Source organism: Mesorhizobium cantuariense (assembly GCF_042647205.1).
Taxonomy (GTDB): domain Bacteria; phylum Pseudomonadota; class Alphaproteobacteria; order Rhizobiales; family Rhizobiaceae; genus Mesorhizobium; species Mesorhizobium cantuariense.
Window position 1 is genome coordinate 4,546,502 of sequence record NZ_JBHRVD010000001.1, and the last position, 25,380, is coordinate 4,571,881.

The 25,380-nt window shown below is 62.2% G+C and carries 25 protein-coding genes and 1 pseudogene; 11 read left to right on the forward strand and 15 right to left on the reverse strand.

Features of this window, described 5'->3' with window-relative positions:
• Nucleotides 1–21: 21 nt before the first annotated feature.
• The 4 genes from ACFOJ9_RS22055 to ACFOJ9_RS22070 form a co-directional block, all read right to left on the reverse strand.
• The gene (locus ACFOJ9_RS22055; protein ID WP_378981272.1) at nt 22–390 is read right to left on the reverse strand and encodes a restriction endonuclease subunit S; all 369 of its coding nucleotides are present in this window, start codon (nt 388–390) and stop codon (nt 22–24) included.
• Entirely contained in the window at nt 383–1,312 is a 930-nt protein-coding gene (locus ACFOJ9_RS22060) for a GIY-YIG nuclease family protein (protein WP_378981274.1), read from the reverse strand. Before ACFOJ9_RS22060 ends, ACFOJ9_RS22055 begins: the two co-directional genes overlap by 8 nt.
• Before the next feature lie 8 nt (nt 1,313–1,320).
• Nucleotides 1,321–2,724: a class I SAM-dependent DNA methyltransferase gene (locus ACFOJ9_RS22065; RefSeq protein ID WP_378981276.1), complete on the reverse strand. Its 1,404-nt coding sequence runs from the start codon at nt 2,722–2,724 to the stop codon at nt 1,321–1,323.
• Nucleotides 2,725–3,079: 355 nt separating this feature from the next.
• Nucleotides 3,080–3,229 carry a hypothetical protein gene (locus tag ACFOJ9_RS22070; protein WP_109660636.1) on the reverse strand — a complete coding sequence of 50 codons (150 nt, stop codon included), beginning with the start codon at nt 3,227–3,229 and terminating at the stop codon, nt 3,080–3,082.
• A gap of 151 nt (nt 3,230–3,380) precedes the next feature.
• Between ACFOJ9_RS22070 and ACFOJ9_RS22075 the strand changes: the two genes are divergently transcribed.
• From ACFOJ9_RS22075 to ACFOJ9_RS22085, 3 genes are all read left to right on the forward strand, one after another.
• Nucleotides 3,381–4,334 carry a DMT family transporter gene (locus tag ACFOJ9_RS22075; RefSeq protein WP_378987957.1) on the forward strand — a complete coding sequence of 318 codons (954 nt, stop codon included), beginning with the start codon at nt 3,381–3,383 and terminating at the stop codon, nt 4,332–4,334.
• Between the two features lie 357 nt (nt 4,335–4,691).
• Nucleotides 4,692–4,856, forward strand: a complete 165-nt coding sequence (locus tag ACFOJ9_RS22080; protein ID WP_378981278.1) for a hypothetical protein — start codon at nt 4,692–4,694, stop codon at nt 4,854–4,856.
• Between the two features lie 413 nt (nt 4,857–5,269).
• Nucleotides 5,270–6,421, forward strand: a complete 1,152-nt coding sequence (locus tag ACFOJ9_RS22085) for a sulfite oxidase (RefSeq protein WP_378981280.1) — start codon at nt 5,270–5,272, stop codon at nt 6,419–6,421.
• Between the two features lie 96 nt (nt 6,422–6,517).
• On the opposite strand, the gene ACFOJ9_RS22090 is transcribed toward ACFOJ9_RS22085, so the two are convergent.
• On the reverse strand, nt 6,518–6,898 hold the full coding sequence (locus ACFOJ9_RS22090) for a hypothetical protein (RefSeq protein WP_378988353.1): 381 nt from the start codon (nt 6,896–6,898) through the stop codon (nt 6,518–6,520).
• A gap of 172 nt (nt 6,899–7,070) precedes the next feature.
• Between ACFOJ9_RS22090 and ACFOJ9_RS22095 the strand changes: the two genes are divergently transcribed.
• Together ACFOJ9_RS22095 and ACFOJ9_RS22100 are read left to right on the forward strand one after the other, a co-directional pair.
• The gene (locus ACFOJ9_RS22095; RefSeq protein ID WP_378981282.1) at nt 7,071–7,601 is read left to right on the forward strand and encodes a FecR domain-containing protein; all 531 of its coding nucleotides are present in this window, start codon (nt 7,071–7,073) and stop codon (nt 7,599–7,601) included.
• A gap of 6 nt (nt 7,602–7,607) precedes the next feature.
• On the forward strand, nt 7,608–9,470 hold the full coding sequence (locus ACFOJ9_RS22100) for a CHASE2 domain-containing protein (protein WP_378981284.1): 1,863 nt from the start codon (nt 7,608–7,610) through the stop codon (nt 9,468–9,470).
• Between the two features lie 52 nt (nt 9,471–9,522).
• Here the strand turns inward: ACFOJ9_RS22100 and ACFOJ9_RS22105 are convergent, their stop codons facing one another.
• The 3 genes from ACFOJ9_RS22105 to ACFOJ9_RS22115 form a co-directional block, all read right to left on the reverse strand.
• A complete protein-coding gene (locus ACFOJ9_RS22105; RefSeq protein WP_109660636.1) occupies nt 9,523–9,672 on the reverse strand; it encodes a hypothetical protein in 150 nt (49 codons plus the stop codon).
• Nucleotides 9,669–10,016, reverse strand: a complete 348-nt coding sequence (locus ACFOJ9_RS22110) for a DUF2934 domain-containing protein (protein WP_378981286.1) — start codon at nt 10,014–10,016, stop codon at nt 9,669–9,671. Before ACFOJ9_RS22110 ends, ACFOJ9_RS22105 begins: the two co-directional genes overlap by 4 nt.
• A 97-nt stretch (nt 10,017–10,113) precedes the next feature.
• Entirely contained in the window at nt 10,114–10,704 is a 591-nt protein-coding gene (locus tag ACFOJ9_RS22115; protein WP_378981288.1) for a BA14K family protein, read from the reverse strand.
• 491 nt (nt 10,705–11,195) lie between these two features.
• On the opposite strand from ACFOJ9_RS22115, the gene ACFOJ9_RS22120 reads away from it, so the two are divergent.
• Genes ACFOJ9_RS22120 through ACFOJ9_RS22130 form a run of 3 tightly spaced genes read left to right on the forward strand, consistent with a single transcriptional unit; the run spans nt 11,196 to nt 16,440 of the window.
• On the forward strand, nt 11,196–15,305 hold the full coding sequence (locus tag ACFOJ9_RS22120; RefSeq protein WP_378981290.1) for a Pls/PosA family non-ribosomal peptide synthetase: 4,110 nt from the start codon (nt 11,196–11,198) through the stop codon (nt 15,303–15,305).
• Nucleotides 15,302–15,787: a GNAT family N-acetyltransferase gene (locus tag ACFOJ9_RS22125; protein ID WP_378981292.1), complete on the forward strand. Its 486-nt coding sequence runs from the start codon at nt 15,302–15,304 to the stop codon at nt 15,785–15,787. The genes ACFOJ9_RS22120 and ACFOJ9_RS22125 overlap by 4 nt, the downstream gene beginning before the upstream one ends.
• A gap of 35 nt (nt 15,788–15,822) precedes the next feature.
• Nucleotides 15,823–16,440 carry a 4'-phosphopantetheinyl transferase family protein gene (locus ACFOJ9_RS22130; RefSeq protein ID WP_378981294.1) on the forward strand — a complete coding sequence of 206 codons (618 nt, stop codon included), beginning with the start codon at nt 15,823–15,825 and terminating at the stop codon, nt 16,438–16,440.
• Nucleotides 16,441–16,449: 9 nt separating this feature from the next.
• On the opposite strand, the gene ACFOJ9_RS22135 is transcribed toward ACFOJ9_RS22130, so the two are convergent.
• A complete protein-coding gene (locus ACFOJ9_RS22135) occupies nt 16,450–17,562 on the reverse strand; it encodes a KamA family radical SAM protein (protein ID WP_378981296.1) in 1,113 nt (370 codons plus the stop codon).
• 160 nt (nt 17,563–17,722) lie between these two features.
• Here ACFOJ9_RS22135 and ACFOJ9_RS22140 point away from each other — a divergent pair, with 160 nt between their 5' ends.
• Nucleotides 17,723–18,658 (forward strand): hypothetical protein, encoded by a 936-nt coding sequence (locus ACFOJ9_RS22140; protein WP_378981298.1) that lies wholly within the window; start codon nt 17,723–17,725, stop codon nt 18,656–18,658.
• Nucleotides 18,659–18,687: 29 nt separating this feature from the next.
• On the opposite strand, the gene ACFOJ9_RS22145 is transcribed toward ACFOJ9_RS22140, so the two are convergent.
• The 3 genes from ACFOJ9_RS22145 to ACFOJ9_RS22155 all read right to left on the reverse strand — a co-directional run bounded on the left by ACFOJ9_RS22145 (nt 18,688) and on the right by ACFOJ9_RS22155 (nt 21,470).
• Nucleotides 18,688–20,244 carry a serine hydrolase gene (locus tag ACFOJ9_RS22145; protein WP_378981300.1) on the reverse strand — a complete coding sequence of 519 codons (1,557 nt, stop codon included), beginning with the start codon at nt 20,242–20,244 and terminating at the stop codon, nt 18,688–18,690.
• Nucleotides 20,245–20,400: 156 nt separating this feature from the next.
• Nucleotides 20,401–21,291, reverse strand: coding sequence for an NmrA family NAD(P)-binding protein (locus ACFOJ9_RS22150; RefSeq protein ID WP_378981302.1), 891 nt, complete (start codon nt 21,289–21,291; stop codon nt 20,401–20,403).
• Nucleotides 21,288–21,470, reverse strand: a complete 183-nt coding sequence (locus ACFOJ9_RS22155) for a DUF1127 domain-containing protein (RefSeq protein ID WP_378981304.1) — start codon at nt 21,468–21,470, stop codon at nt 21,288–21,290. The genes ACFOJ9_RS22150 and ACFOJ9_RS22155 overlap by 4 nt, the downstream gene beginning before the upstream one ends.
• Before the next feature lie 217 nt (nt 21,471–21,687).
• Here ACFOJ9_RS22155 and ACFOJ9_RS22160 point away from each other — a divergent pair, with 217 nt between their 5' ends.
• Nucleotides 21,688–22,599, forward strand: a complete 912-nt coding sequence (locus tag ACFOJ9_RS22160; protein WP_378981306.1) for a transcriptional regulator GcvA — start codon at nt 21,688–21,690, stop codon at nt 22,597–22,599.
• Between the two features lie 230 nt (nt 22,600–22,829).
• Nucleotides 22,830–23,912, forward strand: coding sequence for a transposase (locus tag ACFOJ9_RS22165; RefSeq protein WP_056580349.1), 1,083 nt, complete (start codon nt 22,830–22,832; stop codon nt 23,910–23,912).
• A gap of 301 nt (nt 23,913–24,213) precedes the next feature.
• Here ACFOJ9_RS22165 and ACFOJ9_RS22170 read toward each other — a convergent pair whose 3' ends face one another.
• The 3 genes and pseudogenes from ACFOJ9_RS22170 to ACFOJ9_RS22175 form a co-directional block, all read right to left on the reverse strand.
• Nucleotides 24,214–24,426 carry a tautomerase family protein gene (locus tag ACFOJ9_RS22170; protein ID WP_127263805.1) on the reverse strand — a complete coding sequence of 71 codons (213 nt, stop codon included), beginning with the start codon at nt 24,424–24,426 and terminating at the stop codon, nt 24,214–24,216.
• Between the two features lie 30 nt (nt 24,427–24,456).
• Nucleotides 24,457–24,570: pseudogene (locus tag ACFOJ9_RS38855) on the reverse strand (oxidoreductase); the annotation flags it as partial.
• Nucleotides 24,571–24,579: 9 nt separating this feature from the next.
• Complete coding sequence (locus ACFOJ9_RS22175; protein ID WP_378981308.1) at nt 24,580–25,317, reverse strand: SDR family oxidoreductase; 738 nt, start codon at nt 25,315–25,317, stop codon at nt 24,580–24,582.
• Between the last annotated feature and the right edge of the window lie 63 nt (nt 25,318–25,380).

A 25,380-nucleotide genomic window follows, 5' to 3' on the forward strand; every position in this document is an offset into this window, starting at 1 on the left:
CTGAATCACAAGCCGCTGATATCACCCAACTTCTTTTCGGGTCAGACACTTAGGCAAAACGGCCCCATAACTGCGAAATACATGGAACTCAGTCGAACCAAACCCAATGCCGTTTTCAAGGTCCGTGGCCACAGCAGATTTTCCATTTTCCATTGACGGGGTGATCTTCGCAAAGATCACATCATCTTCGGCAAACTGTGTGAAGCCTTTGTTGACTTCTCGCAACGGCCGCGAGACGCCATTGACGATGGTTCCGGAAATCTCGTTGACTGCCGCCATCGGAACGAAAGTCACATTGTCATCGGGTTCGAGGTCAACGGACTTCCGCGGATTTATCTCAACAACATCTTCGAAGGTGACCTGCGCCCATCCTTTCGGCAGTTCATTCATACCCCGCCTCCTCTCTAGAAGCGCGGGCCTGCTGCCAATCGTGATAGCTCTGTTTCGAGCCTCTCACTTTCCATTCAGTCCGCCCGTTGCTGTTGCGATCGAGTACGACGGCTGCGGCGGCCGAGGGACTGGAAAAGGGATAGGGTTTAGCAAAAGTCATCATGTCTTGGCTCAGAGGCACAAGCACCCCTTCAGCGATTAGCTTGAGCTTCAGTCCCGCATAGCTTTGTTGCACAAAGCCTGTGTTTGTCAGGGACTGCGATCCTTCTAGTACAATGAATTCCCCGTCCTCCTCGACCGCTTCGGCCTGCACGCCAGTCTTGTGTCGCATCTCAAAACGGACCTCGCCAGATGTGCGCTGTTCGATAGGCGTGCCGGTCTGGCTAGCAGCGCGCGGCTGAGGCTTCAGCATATCCAGCCCAATTACGGGCAGGATGATTTTCAGATTAACGAGAAACTGTTCCATGTTGGCGCGGTCGGCTTCAGGCAACCGGCGGCGAAGGCTGGTGGGGTTGGTGGCGTTGTCGAGCACGACGCGGCCGGCCTGGGCGACTAATTCAATCAACCGCGCTTCGAGATATTCGGCATGGCCCTTCGAGAGATCATCATCGCTGGTGGTGACGGTGATGGCCGTTTCCCAGTATTCGCGGTTGACAGCGCTTTGCTTGATCCGCTCCCGCACCGAATTGGCCGAACCGATGTATACGCGGGTATCGCCGAGCCGTTCCGGGTCCGGACCGGACAGGATGTAGATGCCAGTGCGGTCAACCTCGGCCCGCGCAGTGAGAGAGGCAAAGGTCGAGGCGATCGCAACAAAGATAAGGCCAGTCCAACCGTGAATTGTGGCCTTGCGCAAGCCGTTAGGGGTTCCGTCGACTAGGAAGAGCTGAATGGTGCGGCCGAAAACCTCGGGTGGTGTCATTCATCAACCTAGACAGTTTCGGCGAGTTCATCGGCGACCGCTTCGATCTCGCTCAGTGCAGAACGCAGGTGGCCAAGGATCACAGCCGCAATAGCTTCCGGCGAGGCTAGCGCGTCCTCACCATCGCCGCTTTCGTCGCGCAGCCATGTGATGTCCAAATTTTCGCCGCGATCAGCGATTTCCTCACGCGTAAAGCAGCGGAAACGACCTGTTTCACCTTGATCTTTGCGTGGATATTTGCCCTTAGGATCATCGCCAAAACAGTTCTCAAATTCAGCAAAGTGTTCCGTTCTCAATGGGTTCGTCTTGCCAAAAGCTGGCATGTTTGCACGTAAATCATAGAACCAAATGGCCGAGGTGCTTTCTTTTTCTTTTTTCTCACGATTAAAGAAAAGGACGTTAGTTTTCACACCTGCGCTAGAAAAAATCCCTCTAGGAAGCCTTAGAACCGTGTGTAGATTGCATTTGTCCATCAATTGCTGGCGTACGGTTTTCCCGACTCCATCTTCAAATAGAACATTGTCTGGCAATACGACCGCCGCTCGCCCTTCGTCGCCGATGCTGAGATATATATGCTGCAGAAAAACAAGCTGTTTATTCGCGTTATGATAAGGTATGTCTTTTCGTAAAGCCCTCTTGCTGCCGGCCTTATTCCCAAATGGCGGATTGGCCAGAATAAGATCCGCTGATCTGAAGTGAGCAGCATCGTCCGTTAACGCGTCCCCATAGATTATCTCGGCGTCAAGTCGGTTCAAAAAGGTATTCATCAGACAAATTCGGCGCGTGTTTTTCTCTATCTCGGCGCCTTCGTATTTCGGGGGATTTTTCGAATAGGCGCTGTTCGAATTTTCAGAACGAATGAAATGATCCGCGGAAATCAAAAACCCGCCGCTCCCAGTAGCTGGGTCTTGTATTATTTCTCCGAGTTTGGGTTTCATAATTCGGACCATAGAATTGACCAATGCTCGCGGCGTGAAATATTGGCCGGCTCCAGAACGCACATCCTGAGAACTTTTCTCGATCAATCCTTCGTAAATTCGGCCGATGCGGTCGTCGGTCAGATCGTGCCACTCAATTTTGGCGATCCCCTCAATCACTGCCCTGAGGTTCTCGGCATGGGAAAACACTGTGGTGGGGAAGGAATATATCGCGCGAATTGTTTCGCTCTCAGCACTCGTGCCAAGGTGCGTGAGCATCTCCTGATAGAAACCCAACAAACTGGCGTTGGGCTCACCGACTAAATTTTTCCAGCGAAACCCAATGGGGAGGAGGCGTTCGACATCATTCTCTTCCGCGATTTTCAAAAAAAGAAGATACGTCAATTCCGATACATATTGATGATAGCTGATGCCATCGCCGCGCAATATGTGGCATAGGTTCCATATTTTCTGGATGACATTTTCGTTTTTCATGCAAACCAAAATTCCAAGCCTAAGAGCATCCAACGATAGTGTGTGGTCGAGACTCAGTCCAGCAGGTGGTACCGGAAACCTTGGGCCGGTTAAAGGATGATCAACCGACGCTGAAATCCAGGATCGGTGTAAAAGGGGGCTTTTCCGTGAGGCCGCCGTCCCCCTTAGCGCTCCGCGCAACAACGCGCCTTAGCAGGCCAGGTCGCGAGAACCCTCTCGAATAGCTCCCGCCGCTGCAAGATAGCAGTAAGCCGAGCGGCTTCGCGACTGTTCGTTGCGGGCTAGAATTCAAATTCCGCCAGATATGCGGCGCTACTGATTTGTCGACATCGCAGACCTCCCCGTCGCCCCTCCCTCAATGCCGCTTGAAATACTGCACCTCTCGCTCATGCTTTTCCGCGGCTTCGCGCGTGTCGAACGTTCCTAGGTTGCGCCGCTTGCCGGTCTTCTCGTCCTTCTTGCGCGAATAAAGCCGGTATTTTCCGCCTTTCAGTTTCCGGATCATCTCGCTCTCCCTGGCTGATCAGGATTTCCCCTTGCCCTTGAGGTCCGCGCGGCCGAGCGCGGATTCCGGCCTTTCAAAACGGATGCACGACCCAACGACGCAGGTTATGTTGCCCCGTCTGGCCGAGGTCATCGAAGGGGGAAGACATGGCATGCAGGCAATGCCGATAGCGCATCAAGCCGCGCAACCCGTGGCCGGCCCGTCCCTGGCCGGCTATCCGGCCGCCGTCCTGTGCTGGCTGCTTTCGGCCGGTGTCTATATCGCGGCCAAATGGGTGGCGCCTGAAATGCCGCCCTGGGGCCTCTGCTTCTGGCGGCTGACGCTTGCCTGCGCCATCCTGCTGCCGATCGTGCACCGTCATCACGAGGCGATGATCGGGCTTTTGCGAACCCGCGCCGTGGAGGTCGTCGCCGTGGGGGCGATCGGCCTCACGCTGTGCCAGGGTATGATCTACCATGGCCTCAACGACACCGACGCCACCACGGCCGGCATCATCATGGCGCTGTCGCCCGTCATGACGATGGTGCTCGCCCGTTTCGTGCTGGGCGAGCCGCTCGGGCTGTGGAAGTCGCTTGGCGCGCTGGGCGCGCTTGCCGGGATGATTTTCATCGTCGCCCACGGCAACCTGACGGCGCTGCTGCAGCTCAAGGTCAACGCCGGCGAGCTGTGGATCGTCGGCAGCGCGTTCTGCTGGGGCCTCTACACCGTGCTCTTGCGCCGTGCCAAATTCGGCATCGAACTGCTGCCGATGGTCGTGCTGCTGCTCGGCGCCGGTGCGCTGGTCGCCTTGCCTTTCCATTTGTGGGAATTGTTCAACGACGAACGCTCCGCCATGAACGTCCACAGCCTTCTCGCGCTCGCCTATCTGGCAGGCCCCGGCGGCGCCTTGATGTACTATCTCTACAACAAAAGCGTGGAAACCCTCGGCGCGAGCCGGGCGAGCATGCTGCTCTACCTGCAGACGGTGTTCGTCGCCATGCTCGCCTATCTGCTGCTCGGCGAGGGCTTGCATGATTACGATCTGGTCGGTGCGGCCTGCATCGTCGCCGGCATCGTACTCGCCACAATGGTCAAACCCAGGCCAGCTCAACCACGCGTGGCGTAGAATGCGAATGACGGCTGTGCGGCGGGTCAGCAAAAAACCCGCCTGTGCGGCGGGTCACTGGCGCAAATCAGCACCATACCTGAATCAGTAGCATAACTGCCCTCATTTTGCAATGAAAAGCCAACCGCACAAAGCTGCCCGCCATGCACTCCCGACTACGAAGGCCAGCGGCGCAATCGCGACTGGAGGCCGACATTCGAACGAAAGTAGCACCCAGATCCAGCTTGACGGAACATTAGCTATAGCTAATTGTTGATGCGTGCGGCAGGTGGTGCCCTCCATCGCCTGCTGAAGATCGGCCCTCCGATCGGCCCGCGTCCTCCGCCAGAGGCGCGGGCTTTCGTGCCGGGGTAAGTGATGACCGACCAGCCCGTCGCAACCTACATTGTGAGCGTTTTCGAGAAGCCGCATTGGCGGACCGTGCTCACGACCAAGGACCGGGCCAAGGCTCTGGCCATGGCGAAAAAGATTGGCGACAAGGTGAGAGTCGAAGAGATCACGCCGAAGGCGAAGAGGCGTTAAAGCGTCTGGCGGGGGAAGGGCCGGTGCGCACCAGCGCTTTGACCTCCAAGCACGTCGGAACTCGCCACCCGGCGATACCGGCTTCGACCGGCTCGGCGCCGCCCCCCGATGCCCAGCCGGCCTGTCGCGATTTAAGCAGCAATGGCACGACAGGAAATCGCTCTGGTACGCCACAAAATTGTCATGTCCCGTCCAAGTTGTGGACACGTCCTTTTCAAAGGCGCACTCTTGGGTTGCGAAACGCATGCCAGAGTTTCGCTCAACACTTCACATGCTTGGGGTGCATCGGTGATTGTCTGACCTGTCCGGATACTTCCGGCTGGGCATAACTTTCATTGTGTCGCCTATCCGTGATCGGGCTACGGCCTAACGCACGTTGCAGCCTGTTCCGGATCAACTGGGAGGTAAACAACATGCACAGCATTCAACGCAGAGAACTTCTTGTCGGGGGAAGCGCGGCTCTTGTCGCAATCGCTGCTTTCTCGCGTCGCGCTTACGCTTTTCCAACACAGGCGGGCGAGGAAATTGTTCCCTGGCTGGATCAGCCGGCCAAAAATCCCGATCCGGTCGGTATCCAGTCGCAGCTTGTCTGGGAGGATCTGGATAGCTGGATAACGCCAAACGACAAGTTCTTCAGCATCTCGCATTTCAATCGACCGACGATCGACGAGAAGACCTGGTCCATGGAGATCGCAGGCCTGGTCAAGAAGCCCTTGAAGCTGACGCTCGCCGACATCAGGGCGCGGCCGCGCCAGGAGGTCGTTTTCACGGTGGAATGCTCGGGCAACCACGGGTTTCCCTTTTTCACCGGGGGCATCGGCAATGCCAGCTGGGCAGGAACGCCGCTGGCGCCGATCCTCGAGGAAGCCGGCGTTCACGAGAAGGGCATTGAGGTCGTCTTTTTCGGTACCGACGAAAGCGAGATCCCGATACGCGACGTCAAGATGAAGCAGAATTTCGCGCGCAGCATGTCGCTCGCCGACGCGATGAACCCAGCCAATCTCCTCTGCTATGAAATGAACGGCGCCGCCTTGCCGGCGGCCAACGGCTTCCCGCTGCGGCTCATTGCTCCGGGCTGGTACGGGATCGCCAACGTCAAGTGGCTGAAGCGCATCGAGGTTCGCGACACAAGGTTCATGAGCGTTATGATGGCCCGCGACTATGTCACCATCCGGGAGGAAGACCACAATGGCGAGACCGTATGGGCCGAGACCTCGGTGGGCCGGGCGCTGCTAAAGTCGGCACCCGCGAAGGTCACCAAGAAAGGCTCGGACTACGCCATCGTCGGGGCAGCCTGGGGCGCGCCGATCGACCGGGTCGAAGTGCAAATCGATCAAGCGCCCTGGGCGCCGGCGACCATCGACCACAGCGAGGAGGCCGAACACGCCTGGAAAATCTGGTCCCTGCCCTGGGCAAGCCCCTCGCCGGGAGAACACACGGTGACCTCGCGCGCGGTCAGCACCACGGGACAGATTCAACCGGCAATGGACGATCCCTTGATCGCCAAGAAGCACACATACTGGGAGAGCAATGGCCAGGTCACGCGGCACGTCAAGATCGTTTGAGGAGAGCCGGGAAGCCTGCAGGAGGCCAGCGAAGTGGCGAAAATTGTCATGCCAACGCGGCCGCGCGGCATGACAATTCGGTCAGCGGTGCATCGTTCAATGCCGCTTGAAATACTGCACCTCCCGCTCATGCTTCTCCGCCGCCTCGCGGTTGTCAAACGTCCCCAGATTCCGCCGCTTGCCGGTCTTTTCGTCCTTCTTGCGTGAATACAGCCGGTATTTTCCGCCTTGAGTTTTCGGATCATCTGCCTCTCCCTGATCAGGATCGCCGCGCGGCCCAGCCTGTCGAGCAGCGCTTGCGCCTCGTCGCCATATACCCGTGCGGCGGCGCTTGGCTTTCGGCAGGGTGCGGCATGCCGCGCGAGGTCGCCGTGGTGCAGGGCTTTTACGCTGAGGCGGTCCGTCATTGCCGGTCCCCTCCAGCACCTCGACCGTGTCATTGGCAGTAAAAGGTCGCCGCCTGATATTCCTCGACATTCGCATCGCGGCCGGGGCCTTGCTTGGTGTCGGAGCAGGTTTGTCGTGCTAGGATCGCCGGTCGGCATCCCTCAGCGCATCGCGGCTGCAAATGCCGGTTCGCAAGCATGCTGCCAGGCTGGCGGCGGAAGATTTTCCTGCCGCATATTTTCGCAAGAGCAAGGAGGCGTTGATGAGCGCAAGAGGTCGATTTTTCCGTGGCCTTGTGGCTGGCCTGTTTGCCGGTGTCTTCTGGATGGATGCCGCCCTGGCGCAGGACGCAGGGTGTACGTTCAAGCCGGTGGCCGGCACGTCCCGACAGATTCTGAAATGTCGGGAAGGCATTACCATCATTGTGGAAGGCGGCGCTCGTTTTACGCTGTTGGACCGTGATCGAAACGGCAAGGTCGATACGGTCAGGTTGCGGCGCAAGGCGCTGCTGCTCGATGCTCCGGCCGGCTCGGTCCCGGGTGGCTTCGCGGTTGTCACCCCGCTGGCGATCGCCGCGGCGCGAGGCACCAAATGGGCAGTCGACGTTGGCCAGGGCAAGACGTCTGTTCTCGTCCTCAGAGGTCGCGTCGCCGTAAACCGGCCGGCGTCCAGTGCCGGCGTGGTGCTGGCGCCGGGCCAAGGCGTCGACGTCGGGGCCGGCACAGAACCACTGACCGTCAAGCGCTGGCCCGCCAAACGCGTTTCCGCATTGCTGGCCCGTTTCGGCCAGTGAGCCGCCGTGAGCAGGCTAGCGCTTCCGACGCTCATCGCGCTCATCCTGGCGGGTCTTTGGGGCGCCGGCCTGGGCTTCGCGCACTGGCGCGGCAATTTGTGGTTTCTCGATCGCGTCGAAGCAACGATGACCGATCTTCGAACGCTTGTTCGAGGAACGGCAAAGCCACCGGAGCTGATGACCATTGTCGCGATAGACGACGACGCGGTGCGGCAGGAGGGCGCATATCCCCTCAGCCGCGCCACGCTTGCCCGGCTTGTCGATGCGATAGCGCGGCTTGGACCGAAAGCCATTGCGCTCGACCTGCTGCTGGTCGATCCCGGGGCAAAAGACAATGATGACGCGCTCGCGCGTTCGCTGAGCGGGGGTGCAAGCGTAATCGCAGCCGCGGCGGTCTACCCCGGAGGCAAGCAATGGACATTGGGCGAAGGACCCATCGCCGGCGTGCCGAATGCCGAGCGGTTCCTGTGGCCCCTGAAAGCGTTCTCGGATGTCGCGGCAGTCGGCGTCGTGAACGTGGCCACCGACAAGACCGGAACGCCCCGGTTCGTGCCGTTGCTGTTTCGGGCCGGAGATCGGCTGGAAGCGTCTTTCCCCTTGCGTGTTGCCGCCGTGGCAGCGGGAGAGGATCCAGAAATCGCAGCCGATCATCTATCGCTGGGAGGACGGTCTATTCGGACGGACATTGGTCACATCCTGCCCCTGACATTCTATGGTCCCCGCGGCACGATCCGCACGATCAGCGCGGCGACCGTGCTGGACGGCCGATTCGATCCCGGCACGATCCGGGATCGAATTGTTGTGATCGGAGCAACGGCAACCGGCACCGGCGATGTTTTCCCGACACCGTTCGATCCCATACTCCCGGGCGTCGAAGTCATATCGACGGCGATTGCCCATCTGATGGCCGGCGACGCAATTGTGCGAGACCAGCATGTTCGGCTTGCGGATGCCGGCTTTGCAGTGGTGCTGCCAATGATTCTTGTCGGGCTGTTGGCATGGCGGCGAAACGCCGGCGGCCTCGCGGCGATCGCCGGCGTGATCCTGATCTGGTTCGTGGTCAACATGACCGCTTTCTCGCACCACATCTGGCTGAGCGCCGCGTTGCCGATGACCGCCGCCGTTCCGCCGGCTATCTTGTACGGGGCCATGCAGCTTTGGCTGGGCAGGAGCCGGGCCCAATTTTTCGCAACGCAGAGCCAATTGCTTCAACGCGTTGAAGCCCCAGGCATGGGGGAGTGGCTGGCCAAGCATGGCGACTTCCTCTCGGACCCCGTCCGGGTAGACGCCGCCATCCTGTTCATCGACCTGTCCGGCTTCACGGGGCTGAGTGAAACATTGGGACCGGTCGCCACACGCGAGCTCCTGAACGGTTTTCATGCGTTGGTCGGCGAAGAAGTGACGAGTTGCGGTGGCGTCGTCACGAATTTCATGGGTGACGGAGCCATGATCCTATTCGGTCTGCCGGAACCAGCGACAAATGACGCCTTCAATGCCGCCCGCTGTTGTGTGGGGCTCTCCAGCCGCACCAACGATTGGCTCGGCTCGTTGCCTGCATCGACCGCATCCCGGCTCGGCTTCAAGATTGGAGCCCACCACGGAACAATCGTAGCCTCTCGGCTCGGCAGCGAAGGCCGTCAGCACATCGCAGCCATAGGTGACACAGTCAACGTTGCCAGTCGCTTGATGGAGATCGCAGCCGACCAGAATGCTGAAGTCGCGGTGAGTGACATAATGCTTGATGCCGCCGGCCGCGAGTGCGCGTTGTTCCAATCCGGTACCCTGAAAGGGCCCGTGGAAACACAGATCCGTGGGCGATCCGGCTCGCTCGCAATCTGGCTTTGGCAGAGTGCACGGACGCTGCAGTAGAGGGTTGCCACCAGGCCCTGCGGCTTGCCTGCCCAGTGAACAGCGGCGCCTCTCAATGCCGCTTGAAATACTGCACCTCCCGCTCATGCTTCTCCGCCGCCTCGCGCGTATCGAACGTCCCGAGGTTGCGCCGCTTGCCGGTCTTTTCGTCCTTCTTGCGTGAATAGAGGCGGTATTTTCCGCCTTTCAGTTTCCGGATCATTTCGCTTGTCCCTCATCGGGATTTCGCCGCCGCTTGCTCTTGAGGCTTCGCGCCGCTTGCTCGACCGCCGCGCGGTCGCTGCCCAGGCGGTCGAGCAGCGCCTGCGCCTCGTCGCCCGATATGCCGGTGCGCACCGCCAGCGCCTCGACCTCCAGCACGTCGGTGCTGGCGATCTTGCCGGTTTCAGGCAGCGCATCATCCGCCGTCAGCGGCAGCGCTGCCTCGCGATCGATCTCGGCCTCGGCCTGGTGCCAGTGCCGCTCGGGGTCGCCATGCATGCGGCCTTCCCGTTCCCAGATCTGGTATGCGCGCTCACGAATCCTGTCGTTGCGGTCGTCGCTCATGGTGAGTCCTCCTTTGGGTCAGGGATGAACGCCGCGCCAATGCGAACGCTCCAGAAAATCTGCGTGATCGGATCGCCATGGCTTCGGCGCGTGGGCTCTACTGGCATTGCCGTCTCGGCCCGCCGGAGTAGGGCTGGTAGCTGTTGTCTTCCGGGCGATAGGAGCGATAGCGGCTGAAGCAGTTGTCGACATGGTCGGCCGAAAGGGCTTCGCCGCCGTCATTGGCAGCGTAGACGCCCAAGCCAGCGCCGTTTTCGTCGCCATCGCCAGCGTTGGCGACTTCGAGATAGGGCGAGATGCAGGGGCGCAGCTGCCCGCTGTAGGAGAGATAGCTGTTGTCGTCCGGATGGTAGGAGCGATAGCGGCTGGCGCACCAGGCAAGATGCGAAGGCGACAGGTCGGCCGCGCCGGGCGCGATGGCGGCGGTGACGGTGGGATCGGATGGCGTTTCCTGTGGTTGGGCGGCGATATCGGGGGACGCGGACTGCTCGGCCGGCAGGCGCTTGAAGCTCTGCGCCGCCTTGTTCACCGGCTGCGCTTTTTTGGTCCACAGCTCCGCCATGCTGATGGTGGCCGTTGCCTGGCGCGGCGGCTTTGCGGCAAGCAGCCAGGCGGCGAAGCCCAGTCCGCTGCCGAAGACCGCAAGGGTCAGCACGAAGCCGCAGACCAGTCCCAAAACCGCTTTCACGTCACGCTCCTTAAGCCCGTGCTTATAGAATGCGGGGCCTCAAGGCTGGTTCCAGAAAAACGCTTCGGCGATGCCGGCGCCTGCCACTCACGGGAGCAATCCCGCAGCGGCCGATAGTCCCCCGCAAGGGCGAACAAGGGAGAGGCCTGCGAAGCATCAAAACGCAAAAACCCGCCTGGCCGGCGGGTCACTGGCGCAGATCAACACCATGGACGGACATGTAGCATAGCTGCCCTCACAGTGTCAAGAATAAATTCCTATCAAAAGCCGCATGAACGAAGCTGCCGACACCGCCGGACTCGCCGTCGTCAGGCCTGTTGTTGACCTGGGTTCGCAGCCCTCAGGCGGAAGCCGGGAAGAGCGCCCAGACACACTCCAGAAACAATATTCAACAGTTCGGAAAAACTGCCGAAAAGATCGGATGGCATAACCGCCCCGCAACGGCCGGGAAAATGGCCGCGCCGGGTGATTCCCGGCCTGGACGGGAAAGTATGGAAATGGATCACGGTCTCGATATCGCCGGACTGGACATGGACGCGGTAAGACCGGAGCCCGAAACCGGCCTGGCAAGCGTCGAGGCGCTGGTAAAAACGGTCCCCGCAACAGTCGCGCGCGGGCAAATCCTGACGGGCGCCGACTTTGCCCGGCAAGGTCTGCCCGGAGAGCGGCTCGATACGGTGTTCGAAGAGCTCGCACAGACATTCGCCGCCTTGCCGGCGGTGATCTCCGACGGGCGTGTCTGGACCTATCAGGAGTTGGACAGCCGCGCCAACCAGTTCGCCCGCCTGCTGGTCAAGCGCGGCGTGCGGCCGGGCCACCGGGTCGGGCTCATCCTCGACCGCTCGGCGGAGACCTATGTCGCGCTGCTCGCGGTGATGAAGGCGGGTGCCGCCTTCGTGCCGCTGGCCACCGCGTTTCCCGAAGAGCGCATGACGCTCATCATCGAAGACGCCGGCGTGAGCCTGATCGTCACCATCGCCGCCTATGCGTCGCGCGCCGGTCAACTGCCGGTTCCGCATCTGCTGATCGACAGCGCTGCCGCCGAAATCTCCAAACAGTCCAGCGCGCCGCTGAAGCCGCATGCCAAGACTGCCGACGACACCTGCTACATCCTCTACACCTCGGGCACGACCGGCAAGCCCAAGGGCGTCGTCATCAAGCACCAGAGCTTCGTCAACTTCATCCGCGTCGCCGCCGCCTCCTACGGCTACCGGCCGGGCGACCGTGTCTATCAGGGCATGACCATCGCCTTCGACTTTTCCTCCGAAGAGATCTGGGTGCCGTTCGTCGCCGGCGCGACGGTCGTACCCGCACCTGGCCAGATGCCTCTGGTGGGCGAGGAACTGGCCGACTTCCTGCGCCACCATGACATCACCTGCATGGCCTGCAGCCCGACTTTGCTGTCGTCGATGACATCTGATGTGCCCAGCCTGCGCACGCTTCTGGTCGGAGGCGAGGCCTGCCCGCACAATTTGGTGGTGCGCTGGTCGAAGCCGGGGCGGCAGATCCTCAACACCTATGGCCCGACCGAGGCGACCGTCACCGCGACCATGGGCGCGCTGACGCCTGACAGCCCCGTCACCATCGGTGCGCCGCTGCCGACCTATTCCATCGTCATCCTCGACGCTTCGCTGCCGCAACTTGCCGAGCCCGGTGAACTGGGCGAGATCGGCATCGCCGGCATCGGGCTCGCGGTCGGCTATCTCAACAGGCCCGACCTGACCGAACAGAAATTCATCGCCGATTTCATCGGCCTGCCGAACAACCCGTCCAGGCGCATTTATCGCACGGGCGACCTTGGCCGGATCAACGATATCGGCGAGATCGAATACGCCGGCCGCATCGACACCCAGGTGAAGATCCGCGGCTATCGCATCGAGCTCGGCGAGATCGAGGCGGTGCTGCTCGACCAGCCCGAGATCGCCCAGGCTGCCGTCACCACCTGGGAGATCGAGCCCGGCCGCGTCGAACTCGTCGCCTACTACGCGCTTAAAACCGGCGTAGCGGCGATTTCCCGCGCCGATCTCGCCCAGACGATGAAGCGGCGCCTGCCAGATTACATGGTGCCCTCCTATCTGGAGGAACTGCCTGTCATCCCGATGACGGTGTCCAACAAGGTGGACCTTCGCCAGCTGCCGAAACCGACAAGCATCCGGCTTTCAGCCGACCGCACCATGGTGCCGCCCGGCAATGACGACGAGCGCTTCCTGGCCGAAGCACTGGCCACCGTGCTGAAATTCGACAAGGTGTCCGTCGAGGACAATTTCTTCGACGATCTCGGCGCCAACTCGCTGCTGATGGCGCATTTCTGCGCACGCGTACGCACCAGGAAGGAATGGGCGACGGCGTCGATGCGCGACATCTATCTCCATCCGACCGTGGCGCGCCTCGCGCTCCATCTTGGCGTGGCGGAAGAGATGACGACGGCCACCAACGAGCCCGTCCTCACCCGCCGGGCATCGAATCTCGCCTACTGGACCTGCGGTGTGGCGCAGTTGCTGTTCTACGCGCTCTACAGCTATGGCGCCCTGTGGGCGGTCAATGACGGCCTCAACTGGATGTATGATGCGCTCGACGAGCCGCTGCAGCTCTATTTGCGCTGCGTGGCGCTTTCGGCGGCCGTGTTCTTCGGCATGTCGGGCTTTGCCGTCATCGCCAAATGGGTGCTCATCGGCCGCTGGAAGGCCGAGGCGTTTCCCATCTGGAGCGTGCGCTACTTCCGCTTCTGGGTGGTCAAGACATTGATCCGCACCGCGCCCGTCGTGCTGTTCCGCGGCAGCCCGCTCTACAGTTTCTATCTGCAGCTGCTGGGCACCAAGCTGGGGAAAAACGCCGTCATCGAATCGAAATCCGTGCCCGTCTGCACGGATCTTATTTCAATCGGCGCCAACACCATCCTGCGCAAGGAATCGATGATCCTCGGCTTCAGGGCGCAGTCCGGCTATATCCACACCGGGCCGCTGACCATCGGCCGCGATGCCTTCGTGGGCGTCGGCTCCACGCTCGACATCGACACCAGGATCGGCGACGGCGCCCAGCTCGGCCATTCGTCCTCGCTGCACCGTGGCCAAAGCATCCCCGACGGCGAACGCTGGCATGGATCGCCGGCGGTGCCGACCACGGCGGACTATTGCAATGTGCGCAATGTCGATCCTTCCAACATCCGCCGCTTCCTCTTCGAAGCGGTTCAGCTGATCGGCCTGTTTGCCATCGTCACCCCCTTGCCACTGCTGTTCCACAGCTATTGGGAAAATGTCGGCGACGACTATCAGGAGACGATCGGCATCGTCGCGATCGGCACCACGGTCACGCTTTTCGGCTACATCGCCGTGGCCTTCCTGGCCGCGACGCTGGTGCCGCGCCTGACGAACCTGATCCTGAAGCCAGGCCGCACCTACACGCTTTACGGCTTCCGCTATTGGCTGCAGACCGTCGCCGAATTCTCGAGCAACTCCCGCGTGCTCGGTCTCCTGTTCGGCGACAGCTCGGCCATCGTGCACTATATCAGCGCCATCGGCTGGAACCTCAACAAGGTGGTGCAGACCGGTTCCAACTTCGGCAGCAACCAGCAGCACGAAAACCCACTTCTGTGCGAGATCGGCACCGAGACCATGGTGTCGGACGGGCTGTTCATGATCAACATGCACAAGTCCGCCTCCGCCTTCAGGCTCGAGCCGACGCGCATCGGCGAGCGCAACTATCTCGGCAACAACATCTACTATCCGCCGGACGGACGCACGGGCGACAACGTCCTGCTCGGCACCAAGGTGATGATCCCCATCGACGGGCCGCTGCGCGAAAATGTCGGGCTCTTGGGTTCGCCTGCCTTTGAAATCCCGCGCATGGTGAACCGCGACAAGGAGCTTATCGCCGGCGTCGACGAGGCAGACCGGCGCCAGCGCATCCCGCTGAAGAACCGTCACAATCTGGTGACGATCCTTCTGTTCGTGGCAACGCAATGGGTCATGCTGTTCGCCACGCTGGCGATCTGGGACCGGGCGCTGAACTACTACACCGAATGGGCGGAGGTCGCGCTGTTCGTCGCCGTGCTCTTGACCTCGGCGATCACCATTCCGTTCTACATCCTGGTCGAGCGGGCAAGCCTTGGTTTCGGCAGGCTGAAGCCGCAAATGACGACGATCTACGACGTGGCGTTCTGGCGCCACGAACGCCACTGGAAGCTCGCGGACTCACCGATCGTGCGCCTGTTCGCCGGCACGCCGTTCCGGCCGATGATCCTGCGCCTGCTGGGCGTCAAGGTCGGCAGCCGTGTCTATGACGGCGGCAGCAATTTGACCGAACGCTCGCTGGTGGAGATCGGCGATGACGCCACCCTCAACGAGGGCTGCGTCATCCAGGCCCATTCGCTGGAAGAAGGCGCCTTCAAGTCCGACTTCATCCGCATCGGCAAGGGCTGCACGCTCGGGCCTTCAGCCTTTGTCCATTACGGCGTCGTGATGGGCGAAGGGTCGGTGGTCGATGTCGACTCCTTCGTGATGAAGGGCGAAGAGCTGGAGCCCAACTCGATCTGGCGGGGCAACCCGGCCAAGCTGCATCGCTTCGTCGAGCCGATCACCGATGATGGCTCCCGGACGGCTTGAAAAAGGGCATCGGCTTGAAGAGCGCGGATATCCGTCTCGTTGCCGTGACCGAGGCCAACCGGGTCCTGGTCGCGGCCCTGGGGCTCGCCCCGGAGCAGATGAATTTCGTCGCCAGCAATGCGGAGTCGCTGGAAGAAGCCGAAACCGACGGAGACGCGCAGCCGCGCGTCATCGTGGCTGGAGATCGTGTCGTCGGGTTCCTGATGTACGAGGCGCCACGCGATAACGACGAGGCGCGCATCTACCGCTTCATGATCGACCGCGCCTCTCAAGGCAGAGGCTACGGCAAGGCCGCGCTGCGCGAAGTGCTGGACGAGATCAAAAGGCTCGGCCACGTCGGGCACGTTTCAATCTGCTACGAACCGGACAATGAAGCGGCGCGAAACCTCTATCGCAGCGCCGGCTTCGTCGAAGAAGGGCTGGACGAGGACGGAGAAATGATCGCCGATCTCGCCCTCGCCGCACGGACGGACGAGCCGTGACGCGGTCCCCCGCAAGTCTGCCCGAGGAAGTCTCCTTGGCCGAAGCGATCGCCGCCATCGCGCCCGCGAATGTCCGGATCGGATGCCGGATGATCCGCGAAGGGGATGACGTCCATCTGCTGCCCGAGGAAGCGCATTCCATCCCCGCGCGCCAGCCTGCCATGCGGCGGGCCAGCGGCGCGGCCCGCTGGATCGCGCACGGGCTGCTGGCGGAGCTTGGCATCAACGACGTCGCCATCCTGCGCGCGCCAACGGGCGCGCCGGTCTGGCCCGATGGGATAACCGGCTCGCTCACCCACGACGACTACATGGCCGTGGCGGCGGTTGCGCCCGTTGGTCATATCCGTTCGCTGGGCATCGACGTCGAGCCCGCGCAGCCTCTCCCGGACGACATCTTCGCGCTCGTTGCAACCCCTGCGGACCGGATAGACGCCGCGGACCGGCATCTTGCCGGCCGCATCCTCTTTGCCGCCAAGGAAGCGGTCTACAAGGCCGTCTATCCGCTCGATCGCGAGGTGCTGGGCTATGAGGACATCACCGTCGACCTGAACGCAGGCCGCGCGACGACCAAGGCAGGCCGCAAGGTCAGCCTCGCATACTGCGTTGCCCCGCGCGTGTTCGTGTTGGCGTTTGTCAATGGAGATGCGCGGTAGCGCGCAGCCCTATTCGCCAACAATTTCCGTATATCCCCTCACCTCGCCATCGAGCCTGCGCAGCCGCCAGCTCTCCCCGTCCCGTCCCTCGACATAGCAAGGCCCGATCGGCACCTTGCCGCCGCCTTCCGGCAAGTCGAGCACATAGACAGGGTTGCAGATACCCGACAGCCGCGCCCGCAGCGCTTCGGCCAGCGCCTGTCCCTCAGCAATCGTCGTGCGCCTGTGCGCCATGCCGCGCGCGAGGTCGCCATGGTGGAGGTAATAGGGTTTGACGCCGAGCCGGTACATCAGCTCGCGGCACAGCTCCTCCAGCACCTCGATCGTGTCGTTGACGCCTTTGAGCAGAACGCTCTGGTTGAGCAGCACGAAGCCGGCATGGCGCAGCGTGCGGCAGGCAACTTCGGTGGCCTGCGTGATTTCCCGCGGATGGTTGAAATGGGTGACGACGGTGACCATCAGCCGGCCTTGCAGGGCCTCGACCAGCCCTGATGTGATGCGCGACGGCAGCGCCACCGGCACGCGCGTGTGGATGCGCAGCAGCCGCACATGCGGGATCGCTTCGATGCGCGCGAAGATTTCGGCCAGTGCCTTGTCGGGCAGCGACAGCGGATCGCCGCCGGTCAGGATCACCTCACGGATTTCCGGATGGTCGGAGATATACGCCAGCGCCGGCTCCAGCGCCTCGCGCGTATAACCCCTGCCGATCGAAGTCAGCGATTCCTTGCGGAAGCAGAACCGGCAATAGACCGCGCATTGATAGGTCGGGAACAACAGCACCCGGTCGGCATGGCGATGCGTCAGCCTGGGTACCGGGCTGAAGTCATGGTCGGCGATCGGATCGTCGAGTTCGCCGTCCTGCTCCATCAATTCGTCGGGCGACGGGATAACCTGTGCCCGGATCGGATCGGCCGGGTCGTTCCAGTCGATCAGGTCGAGATAGGCTTTGGGAACCCGCACCTTGTGGTTCGCCGCAGCACTTTGAGCCGCCGCGCGCTCGGCTGGTGACAGCGGCAGGGAGGCAAGGTCGCGCACATGGCGCACACCGGCGCGGACGTCCGCCTGCCAGGCAGTGTCGGGATCGGCGGCGGGTGCATCGTGGAGGTTGGTGTCTGAAGTCATCAGGGTTCTCGGGGGCAGTTTCTGGCGGAGCTATCGGCCGGATGGCCAGGCGGGTCAACCTTCTGGGGTGGTCGCCGCCATCAAATCCACCGCCTGCAAATCCATAGGTATTTAGCCCAAATGGCACTATTCTGCGCAGTCTGGGCTTGAGGGAAAACGAATGGATTTCAGCACAGGCCATGGTTACCTGCTCATCGGCGGTCTCATCCTGGTCGGTGCTGGGCTGCTCATCCTGTCGCTGATCGTCAATCTGCGCGTCGCCCACAGTGTGCGCGACGACGTACGCCATCGCGAAAAGCTGCTGGAATACCACCGCAACATCTTCTCGCAGCTGGGCGTGATACTGATCAGCATCGGCGTGTCGCTGTTCATCTTCTTTTTCCAGCAGAATTACCAAGACCAGCGCAGACGCGAAACGGATCTCCAGCAGGTTCTGGCCAAGCTGGCGGCGCGCATCGCTCGCGGCGCTCCCCTCGTCGAGTCACTTGGCGAATTCGACGCGCTGCTGGATGACGGCGGGGCCTACGTTAGTCCCGAACTTGGTGGAACCAACGCCGCCATCGGCGCCCAGGGAGCGGAGCTTGGTAAGCAGGTCAGCGAGATCCTGCTGGTCGAGCGCGACGTCGACATCCGGGACTTCGACATCCTCAACCTGTCGCGCGATTTCGAGTCGTCGTTCGTCGTCAACGAGCTCGATCCCACACTATGGTTCGACATCGTGCGCGACGAGAGCGAGATCAAATATGCCATCACCCAACTCACCCTCGACTACAAGGACCTGCAGGATGCGATCGGCGGCGAGCCGATCGAGGTTTCGATCGCCAATCCTGAAACGGAGCGCAAGATCAAGCACGAGGTGCTCGACATCTTCTACGATGCCGACCTCCTGCGCCAGCGCAGCAGGCGATTTCTCGGCCGTGCGTGCTGGCTCCTCAGCCACGGACGCAGCTTTGTCAGTCTAGCACCGGTCGACGCGATCGAAGCCGATGCGAGGTCACATCAGGAATGGATCGACAGATCGAAGCCCTTGCTGGCGCAGACGAAATCGGGCAACGGCGATTGTTTCAAACTGCTTCGGTACGGCCCGGCATCCTGAACTCCCGGCGGCGCCGTTCGATTCGGAAGTCAGTCACCCACACGTTGCAGCGTGCCGAGATGATTGTCGTCGAGAAAACCTACGGTCATGGCCGACGCCTTGCCGTCAGCACCGACCACAAAACTTACGCCCGAGGGCCTGTCCGGTGTCTCCGCGTCGGGGAAGGTCAGGAAAAGGTCACCGTCGAAATGAGTCAATGAATAGGACCGGCTGGCGGCCGGGCCAACCCTGAGCACAAGGTCGTCTCCCGCTTTCGACACAATCGCGTCGCCGATGAAGTCGTTGGCGTACCGGCCGGCATAGACACTGCCCGGCCCGGCTGGCCGTGACGGAGACGACGGCGCGGCATAGGCGGCCTTGGCCGCCACGACCGCCGGACCGAACAAGCCCGCATAGATATCATCCCACGCCTTGGCCCAGTCCTTCTCGACCTTACCGTCGAAGACGAGATCGGCGAAGCTGTCGGACAATCCCTCCGGCAGGCCAGTCGGAAAGGCGTTGGCGACGATGACGATGCCCAGCCTCTCCTTTGGGAAGACTGTCACCAGGGTACGCGCGCCGACGCTGAAGGCGCCGGCGTGGCCCCAGCTCAGGCCGTGTCGGCCGAATTCGACGTTCCAGCCGAGGCCGTAGAACGATGCGCCGCCGGAGACGGGGTTGTTGCCGCGCGCTATCAGCGGAACATGCGTCTGGCTTAGCGCATCGGCGGCAATCAGTGTCTTGCCGGCATAAACACCGTTGCCGAGGATGAGGCGCACCCATTGCGAGAGGTCACGTGCCGTGGAGCTGACGCCGCCGGCGGGCGCCTGCGCATCCGGATCGCGCTCTATCTTCGCGGCCCAGGCGCCATCGACCTTGACGTGAAGCGCGGCGCGGTTGGTTTGCTTGACGAAGTCCGAATGACGGGAACTGGTCGAGGCCATGCCAAGCGGACGGTAGAGCTTCTCCTCAGCGACGTCCTCCCAGGGCTTTCCTGTCGGCGTCGCGGCTGCCACGGCACCCTCTGTCAATCCGAAATTGCTGTAGGAATACCCGGCGCGGAAGCTCGACGATGGTGGCACGAACCGCAGGCGATGCAGTATCTCGACGCGGTCGTAGCCAATGTCCTCGAGGTCGTCTCCGGCGGTGCCCGGAAGCCCGCTGCGATGCGAAAACAGGTCACGGACGGTGAGCTGGCTCGCCGGATAAGGATCGGCCAACCGGAAGGCCGGATCGAGATCGGCGATCTTCGAATCCCAGGACACGATCCTGTCGCTAACCAACGCCGCTACGACGGTGGCGGAAACCGGCTTGGAAAGGGACGCGATCTGGAACACCGTGTCGGCGTCGACGGTCTCAGGCTTGCCGGCCTCGCGATGCCCAAAACCCTTGAGGAAGATCACCTCGTCATCGCGCACGACGCCGATGGCGAGACCGGGTACGGCACCGTCCGCGACGGCGGCTTCGGCAAGCGCTTCGAGCTTCGACAGGGCAGCAGTGATGCGCTCGGGCGTGAGGGTATCGGCCGGCGCCGCGTACGGCCAAAGCACCATTGCGGCGATGAAGACCCAAACCCTGCAATGACAGAGATTCCGATTCAGCCGCATGCACAAGCCTCCTCCCAGGAATTCACATAGCCATGATACAGGCCCGCACGGGTGAGGCCAGCCCTTCTCTGGCCACTCGCGCCGCGAGCCGGACGGTTCGATCTCCTTCATCGGCCGCGCCGACGACGTCAGCTTCAGCGCCGCGCTCCCCTGCTCCTACCGCCCAGTGGCATCCGCCAGCGCCACAAGGGCGCCCTCGATGGTCTCGAACGTCAGCTCCGGATACAACGCAGCGGCTTCCGGCGTGGCCGTTTCAAGCGCGGTCTCGCCGCGTATCCAGAACGCCCGCAGCAGTCCGAGCCAGGGGGCAGACGCGATCATCGCCTCCAGCTCCGCCGCGCTCTGATGCACGATGCGCGGCGAGCGGCCGCTAACCCGGCGCCACAGATCGATCATCTCGCTCTGGGTTGTCCGGTTCTGGGCGATGCGGATTTCGCTGCGGATGGCATTGGGGTCATTCAGTGCGCGCAAGGTGACCGCGGCGATGTCCTTCTCGCTGACGAACGTCGCCGGCACTTTGCCGTCGCCATAAAGCGTCACCTCTTCGGGAGGCAGCGGCGACGAGCCGAAGCGCATCAAATCGCCCAGCGTCGCTACCCAGGTCGAAAAGAAGCCATTGGTGTAGATCACCGTATAGGGCAGATCCGCCTCCTTGATCGCGTCGAACACGGCTCGCTTGAGGTCGAGCGGTGGAACCGAGCCCGGGGCGGCGGCGGCAAAGTCGAGGCCGAAGCCGGCGGAAGGTACATAGCGGGAGACGCCGGCATCCCTAAGCGCACGCACCAGCGTCATCTCGCTGGCTGAATCCACATGCACCGAGCTGATCACGCGATCCACCGCACCGGCGGCGCGGACAAGGCTGTCATAGTCGTCGAGATCGCCGACATGGATTTTGGCGCCGAGCTCCTTCAGCGAACGCAGCCGCTCTTCATTGCCGGCTGTTGCCGGACGCACCAGAACGTGCAGGCGATCGCCATTGCGAGCGCTGGCCTGCGCCATCTCGCTGCCGAGCAGCCCCGTCGCGCCGATGATAAGAGTGCTGGTCATATCGACCTCCCATTGCGCAGGATGGAACCGTCCCAGTCGCGCTCCAGGCCGATGTCGTGAAGGCGGCGGTCCGAGAAGCACGCAATCCGGCGCAGCATGCGCCGGCGCTCGACGACTGCCGAGGTTCTGAGTGCAAGGCCGCTCATCGCGGCGCTGATGGATTCGAGGGTCGGGTTCATTGTTCGTCTCCTGTGTTTGCCTAGGCGCAAGCGTGCCGACGCCGTCCGCAGGGGGACGAGTATGACGATTGCTCACACTGTTTCTGGTCGTTCAGCGCAGTGGCGAGATGGAAAGCCCGATCTGCATGCGCTGCTACACCTATAGATTGGACATTTCCGGGCTGGACGACAAACGACTCTTTGTGCAGGATTTGTGAGCAACGCTCACAGATGGATCATGCCGCGCAGACTGCCGCCCCTCACCGCGCTGCCCGCCTTCGAGGCTGCCGCCAGGCATCTGAGTTTCTCGAAGGCGGCGGGCGAGCTCAACGTCACCCATGGCGCGGTCAGCCGTGCCATCCGCAACATAGAGGACAGGCTGGGCATCCAGCTTTTCGATCGCGGGACAAGGTCCGTGCGCCTGACCCCGGTGGGCGCCGCCTACGCGTCGGAAGTCCGGACGGCGCTGGACCAGATCGCCGCCGCCACCATCGCCGCCACGCCAGACCGCACCACGGGCATCCTGAATGTCAGCACATCGGACGGTTTTGCCGGCCGCTGGCTGGTGCCGAGGCTGCATCGCTTCCATCGCGCCAACACCGACATCGACGTGCGGCTCTCCACGTCTGGCGTGCTTTCCGATTTCGTCAGCGACGGCATCGACATCGCCATCCGCTACGGCAAGGGCGGCTATGCCGGAGTGACCGCGGAATTTCTTGCCGATGAAGAGGTCTTCCCAGTCTGCAGCCCGGAACTGCTGCAAGGCGAACATCCGCTGCGCCTGCCGGCGGATCTCAGGCATCACAAACTGATCCATGACGCCTTTCGCATCGACTGGGCGACATGGCTGCAACACGCAGGCGTCGGAGATGTCGACCCCAAGCGCGGCGTGCGCTTTGATTCCGCCACCTTCGCCGTCGAGGCCGCTGTGCACGGCGAAGGCGTGCTGCTAGGCCGAAGCGCGCTGGTCTCGGCCGACCTTGCCGCGGGGCGGCTGGTCCGGCCTTTCGATCTGGCGCTAAAATCCGCCTCGCGCTACTACGTCGTCTATCCCAACGGCGCGCTACGCCAGAAAAAGATCAGGGCGTTCCGCGACTGGCTGTTTGCCGAAGTGGCGGCCGACTGGATTGGGATGACGAAGAGCGATTGAGGCCGAGGTCTGCGCTTGCAAACCCAAGCGTTGCAGCGCCGCGCAGACCCCCACCCCGCTGCTTCGCAGCGACCCTCCCCACAAGGGGAGGGTGAGGAGGCGCCCTGCCCGCCTGCCGAACAGCGCCCTTTTTGGAAATGCGGAAAAGCTGGGCTCCCTACCTCCCCCTTGAGGGCATATGCGCTAAGATAGGTGTTGCAGTGGGGAATCGGTTGTGATTCTACGCTGCGATGACTCACGAATCGCTTGTAGATGACGGCTGGGCCGAGACGATTGAGCTCCTCGGCGGTGAAGAGTTGATTGCAGGGAGTGCCCGCGAGACGAAGGCGTTTCTGCGGCCGCGGGGCGTCAGGTCGGCTACTGATCTGTTGCGCCTGACACTGGCTTACTGCCTTGGCAAGGTGGGCATGCGGGGCGTCGTGGCCTGGGCGGCGGCAAGCGGGATCGCCGACATCTCGGACGTGGCGTTGCTCGGCCGGCTGCGCAATGCAGGGCCGTGGCTGCAGCAGTTGATCGGGCACCTTTTGAAGCGCGAGGAGGAAGGCTTGCCTAAGGGCCGGCTGATCCGCATCCTCGATGCGACATCGGTTGCCAAGGCGGGTGTGCATGAGAAGAAGAACAATGGCCTTTGGCGTATGCACTGCGCCTTCGATCTTGAGCGCGAGCAGTTCGATTTCCTCGAGATCACCGACCAGAGCGAGGCCGAGCTGATCGACCGCGTGCCGGTGGTGCCGGGCGAGATCCGCATCGGCGACCGCGCCTATCTGCAGGCCGAGCGGATCGCAAAGGTCATGGCGCAAGACGGCGACGTTGTCGTGCGCGCGCCGTGGAAGAATGTGCGATGGCTCGACGCCAACGGCAAGGCGTTCGATCTCATCGGCCACCTGAAGAGCTGCCGGGAGGAGGTCATCGAAACGCCTGTCTGGCTGGGCCTCAAGAAGGGCGAGCCCCTGAAGATGCGCCTGATCGCCTTGCGCAAATCCGAGGCTGCGACACAAGAAGCGCGGCGCAAAATCAACAAGGAAGCCAAGGCCAAGGGCAAGCAGGTTCAACCGGAGACGCTGATTGCCGCCGGCTTTGTCATCCTTGTGACCTCGCTTGACCAGGAGGAGTTTCCCTCCGGCACAGTTCTCAAGCTCTATCGCATGCGCTGGCGCATCGAGCTCGCCTTCAAGCGTCTGAAGAGCCTGATCGGACTGCGCGCGCCTCCAGCCAAAGACCCAAGGATCGCAAAGCCTTGGATTCTTGCCCACTTCCTCATCGCGCTTGTGACCGAACCCCTTTCGCAGGAGTTGGGTGTCTCTCCCCCTTGAGCGACGGGCGCCCGCTGCTGTGGCGCGCCACCCGCCAGATCGTCGCCTCTCTGATCGCAGCGATCTTTGCTCAACCTCCCTTGGCAGCCCTGCGCCAAAATCTCCATGCCTTGCGACATCGATGGCGTGAGCCACCACGAAAGCGCAAATTTCAGTCCATGCCGAAGCTATCTTAGCGCATATGCCCTTGAGGGGAGGTCGGACCGAAGGTCCGGGTGGGGGTGCTGGCGCAGATCTTGAAGAATCTGGGTTCCTCGTCCCCGTTTTGCGAGAGTTCGAGCCACCGTCGCTCGCCCCTGCACTATTCCTTGGCGCGATAGGCTTCCGGCACTACGAACACTTCGTCGGCCCGGCCGTAGCCGCCGTCGGCGACCTCCTCCACCAGCACCATCGTGTAGGGGCGCACACCCTCGCCGAAAAAATCGACGAACATGGCTGTGGTTCGATGGATGAGGTCTTCCTTCTGCGCCTTGGAGAGAGCCGCCTGCGGCATCTTGATGTTGGCAAATGGCATGATCGTTTTCCTGTCTCGTGAGTGTGGATTTCAGGCTTTGGGACGGAGCAGGTCGGCAAGGCCGATCCGTTCCATGAGTTGTGCGCGCACGCGGTCGGCGACGCCATTGACGATCGCGGCACCGTCGTCGGAGGGGTCGATGTGATTGTCTCCTCAGACCACGCCGCCATTGGCGCGGATGATTTGTCCGTTGACCCAGCCGCTGTCCGGCCCGGCCAGGAACGAGACCAGCCCGGCAATGTCGTCGGGCTGGCCAAGCCGGCCGAGCGGGATCATCTTGCCGATGGCCTCGATCTGGGCCGCGCTCTTGCCGTCCGTGAACAGCGCAGTCTCGATCGGTCCGGGCGCCACCGCGTTGACGGTGACACGGCGCGCGCCAAGCTCCTTGGCCAGGATGTGGGTCATCGCCTCGACGCCCGCCTTGGTGGCGGCGTAGACGCCGTAGCCCGGCTGGTAGAGGCCGACGACGCTGCTCGAAAAATTGACGATGCGGCCGCCGTCGCGAAGCCGGCGCCCACCTTCCCGCATGCCCCGGAAAACGCCGCCGAGATTGATTGCGATCTGCGTGTCGAACGAAGCATCGTCGGTCTGCGCGATCGGCGACGTCTTCATGATGCCGGCATTGTTGACGAGGATGTCGATGCCGCCGAACGCCTTCTCGCCGGCGTCGAACAGCGCAGCAATGCTGGCCGGATCGGCGATATCGGCCTGAACGGCGATCGCCTTGCCGCCGCCGGCTTCGATGCTGCGCACAAGCGCTTCGGCCTCCGCGCGGCCTCGCGCATAGTTGACGACGACGGCGACGCCGTCGCGGGCGAGCCGCTGTGCGATGGCGGCACCGATGCCCTTGGAGGCGCCGGTCACGATCGCGGTTCTGGTTTGGTTTGTCATGGAAGTGTCTCCGCATTGTTGCGGACACGGATATAGGCCAAGCCAAGTTCCGGATAATCAGCC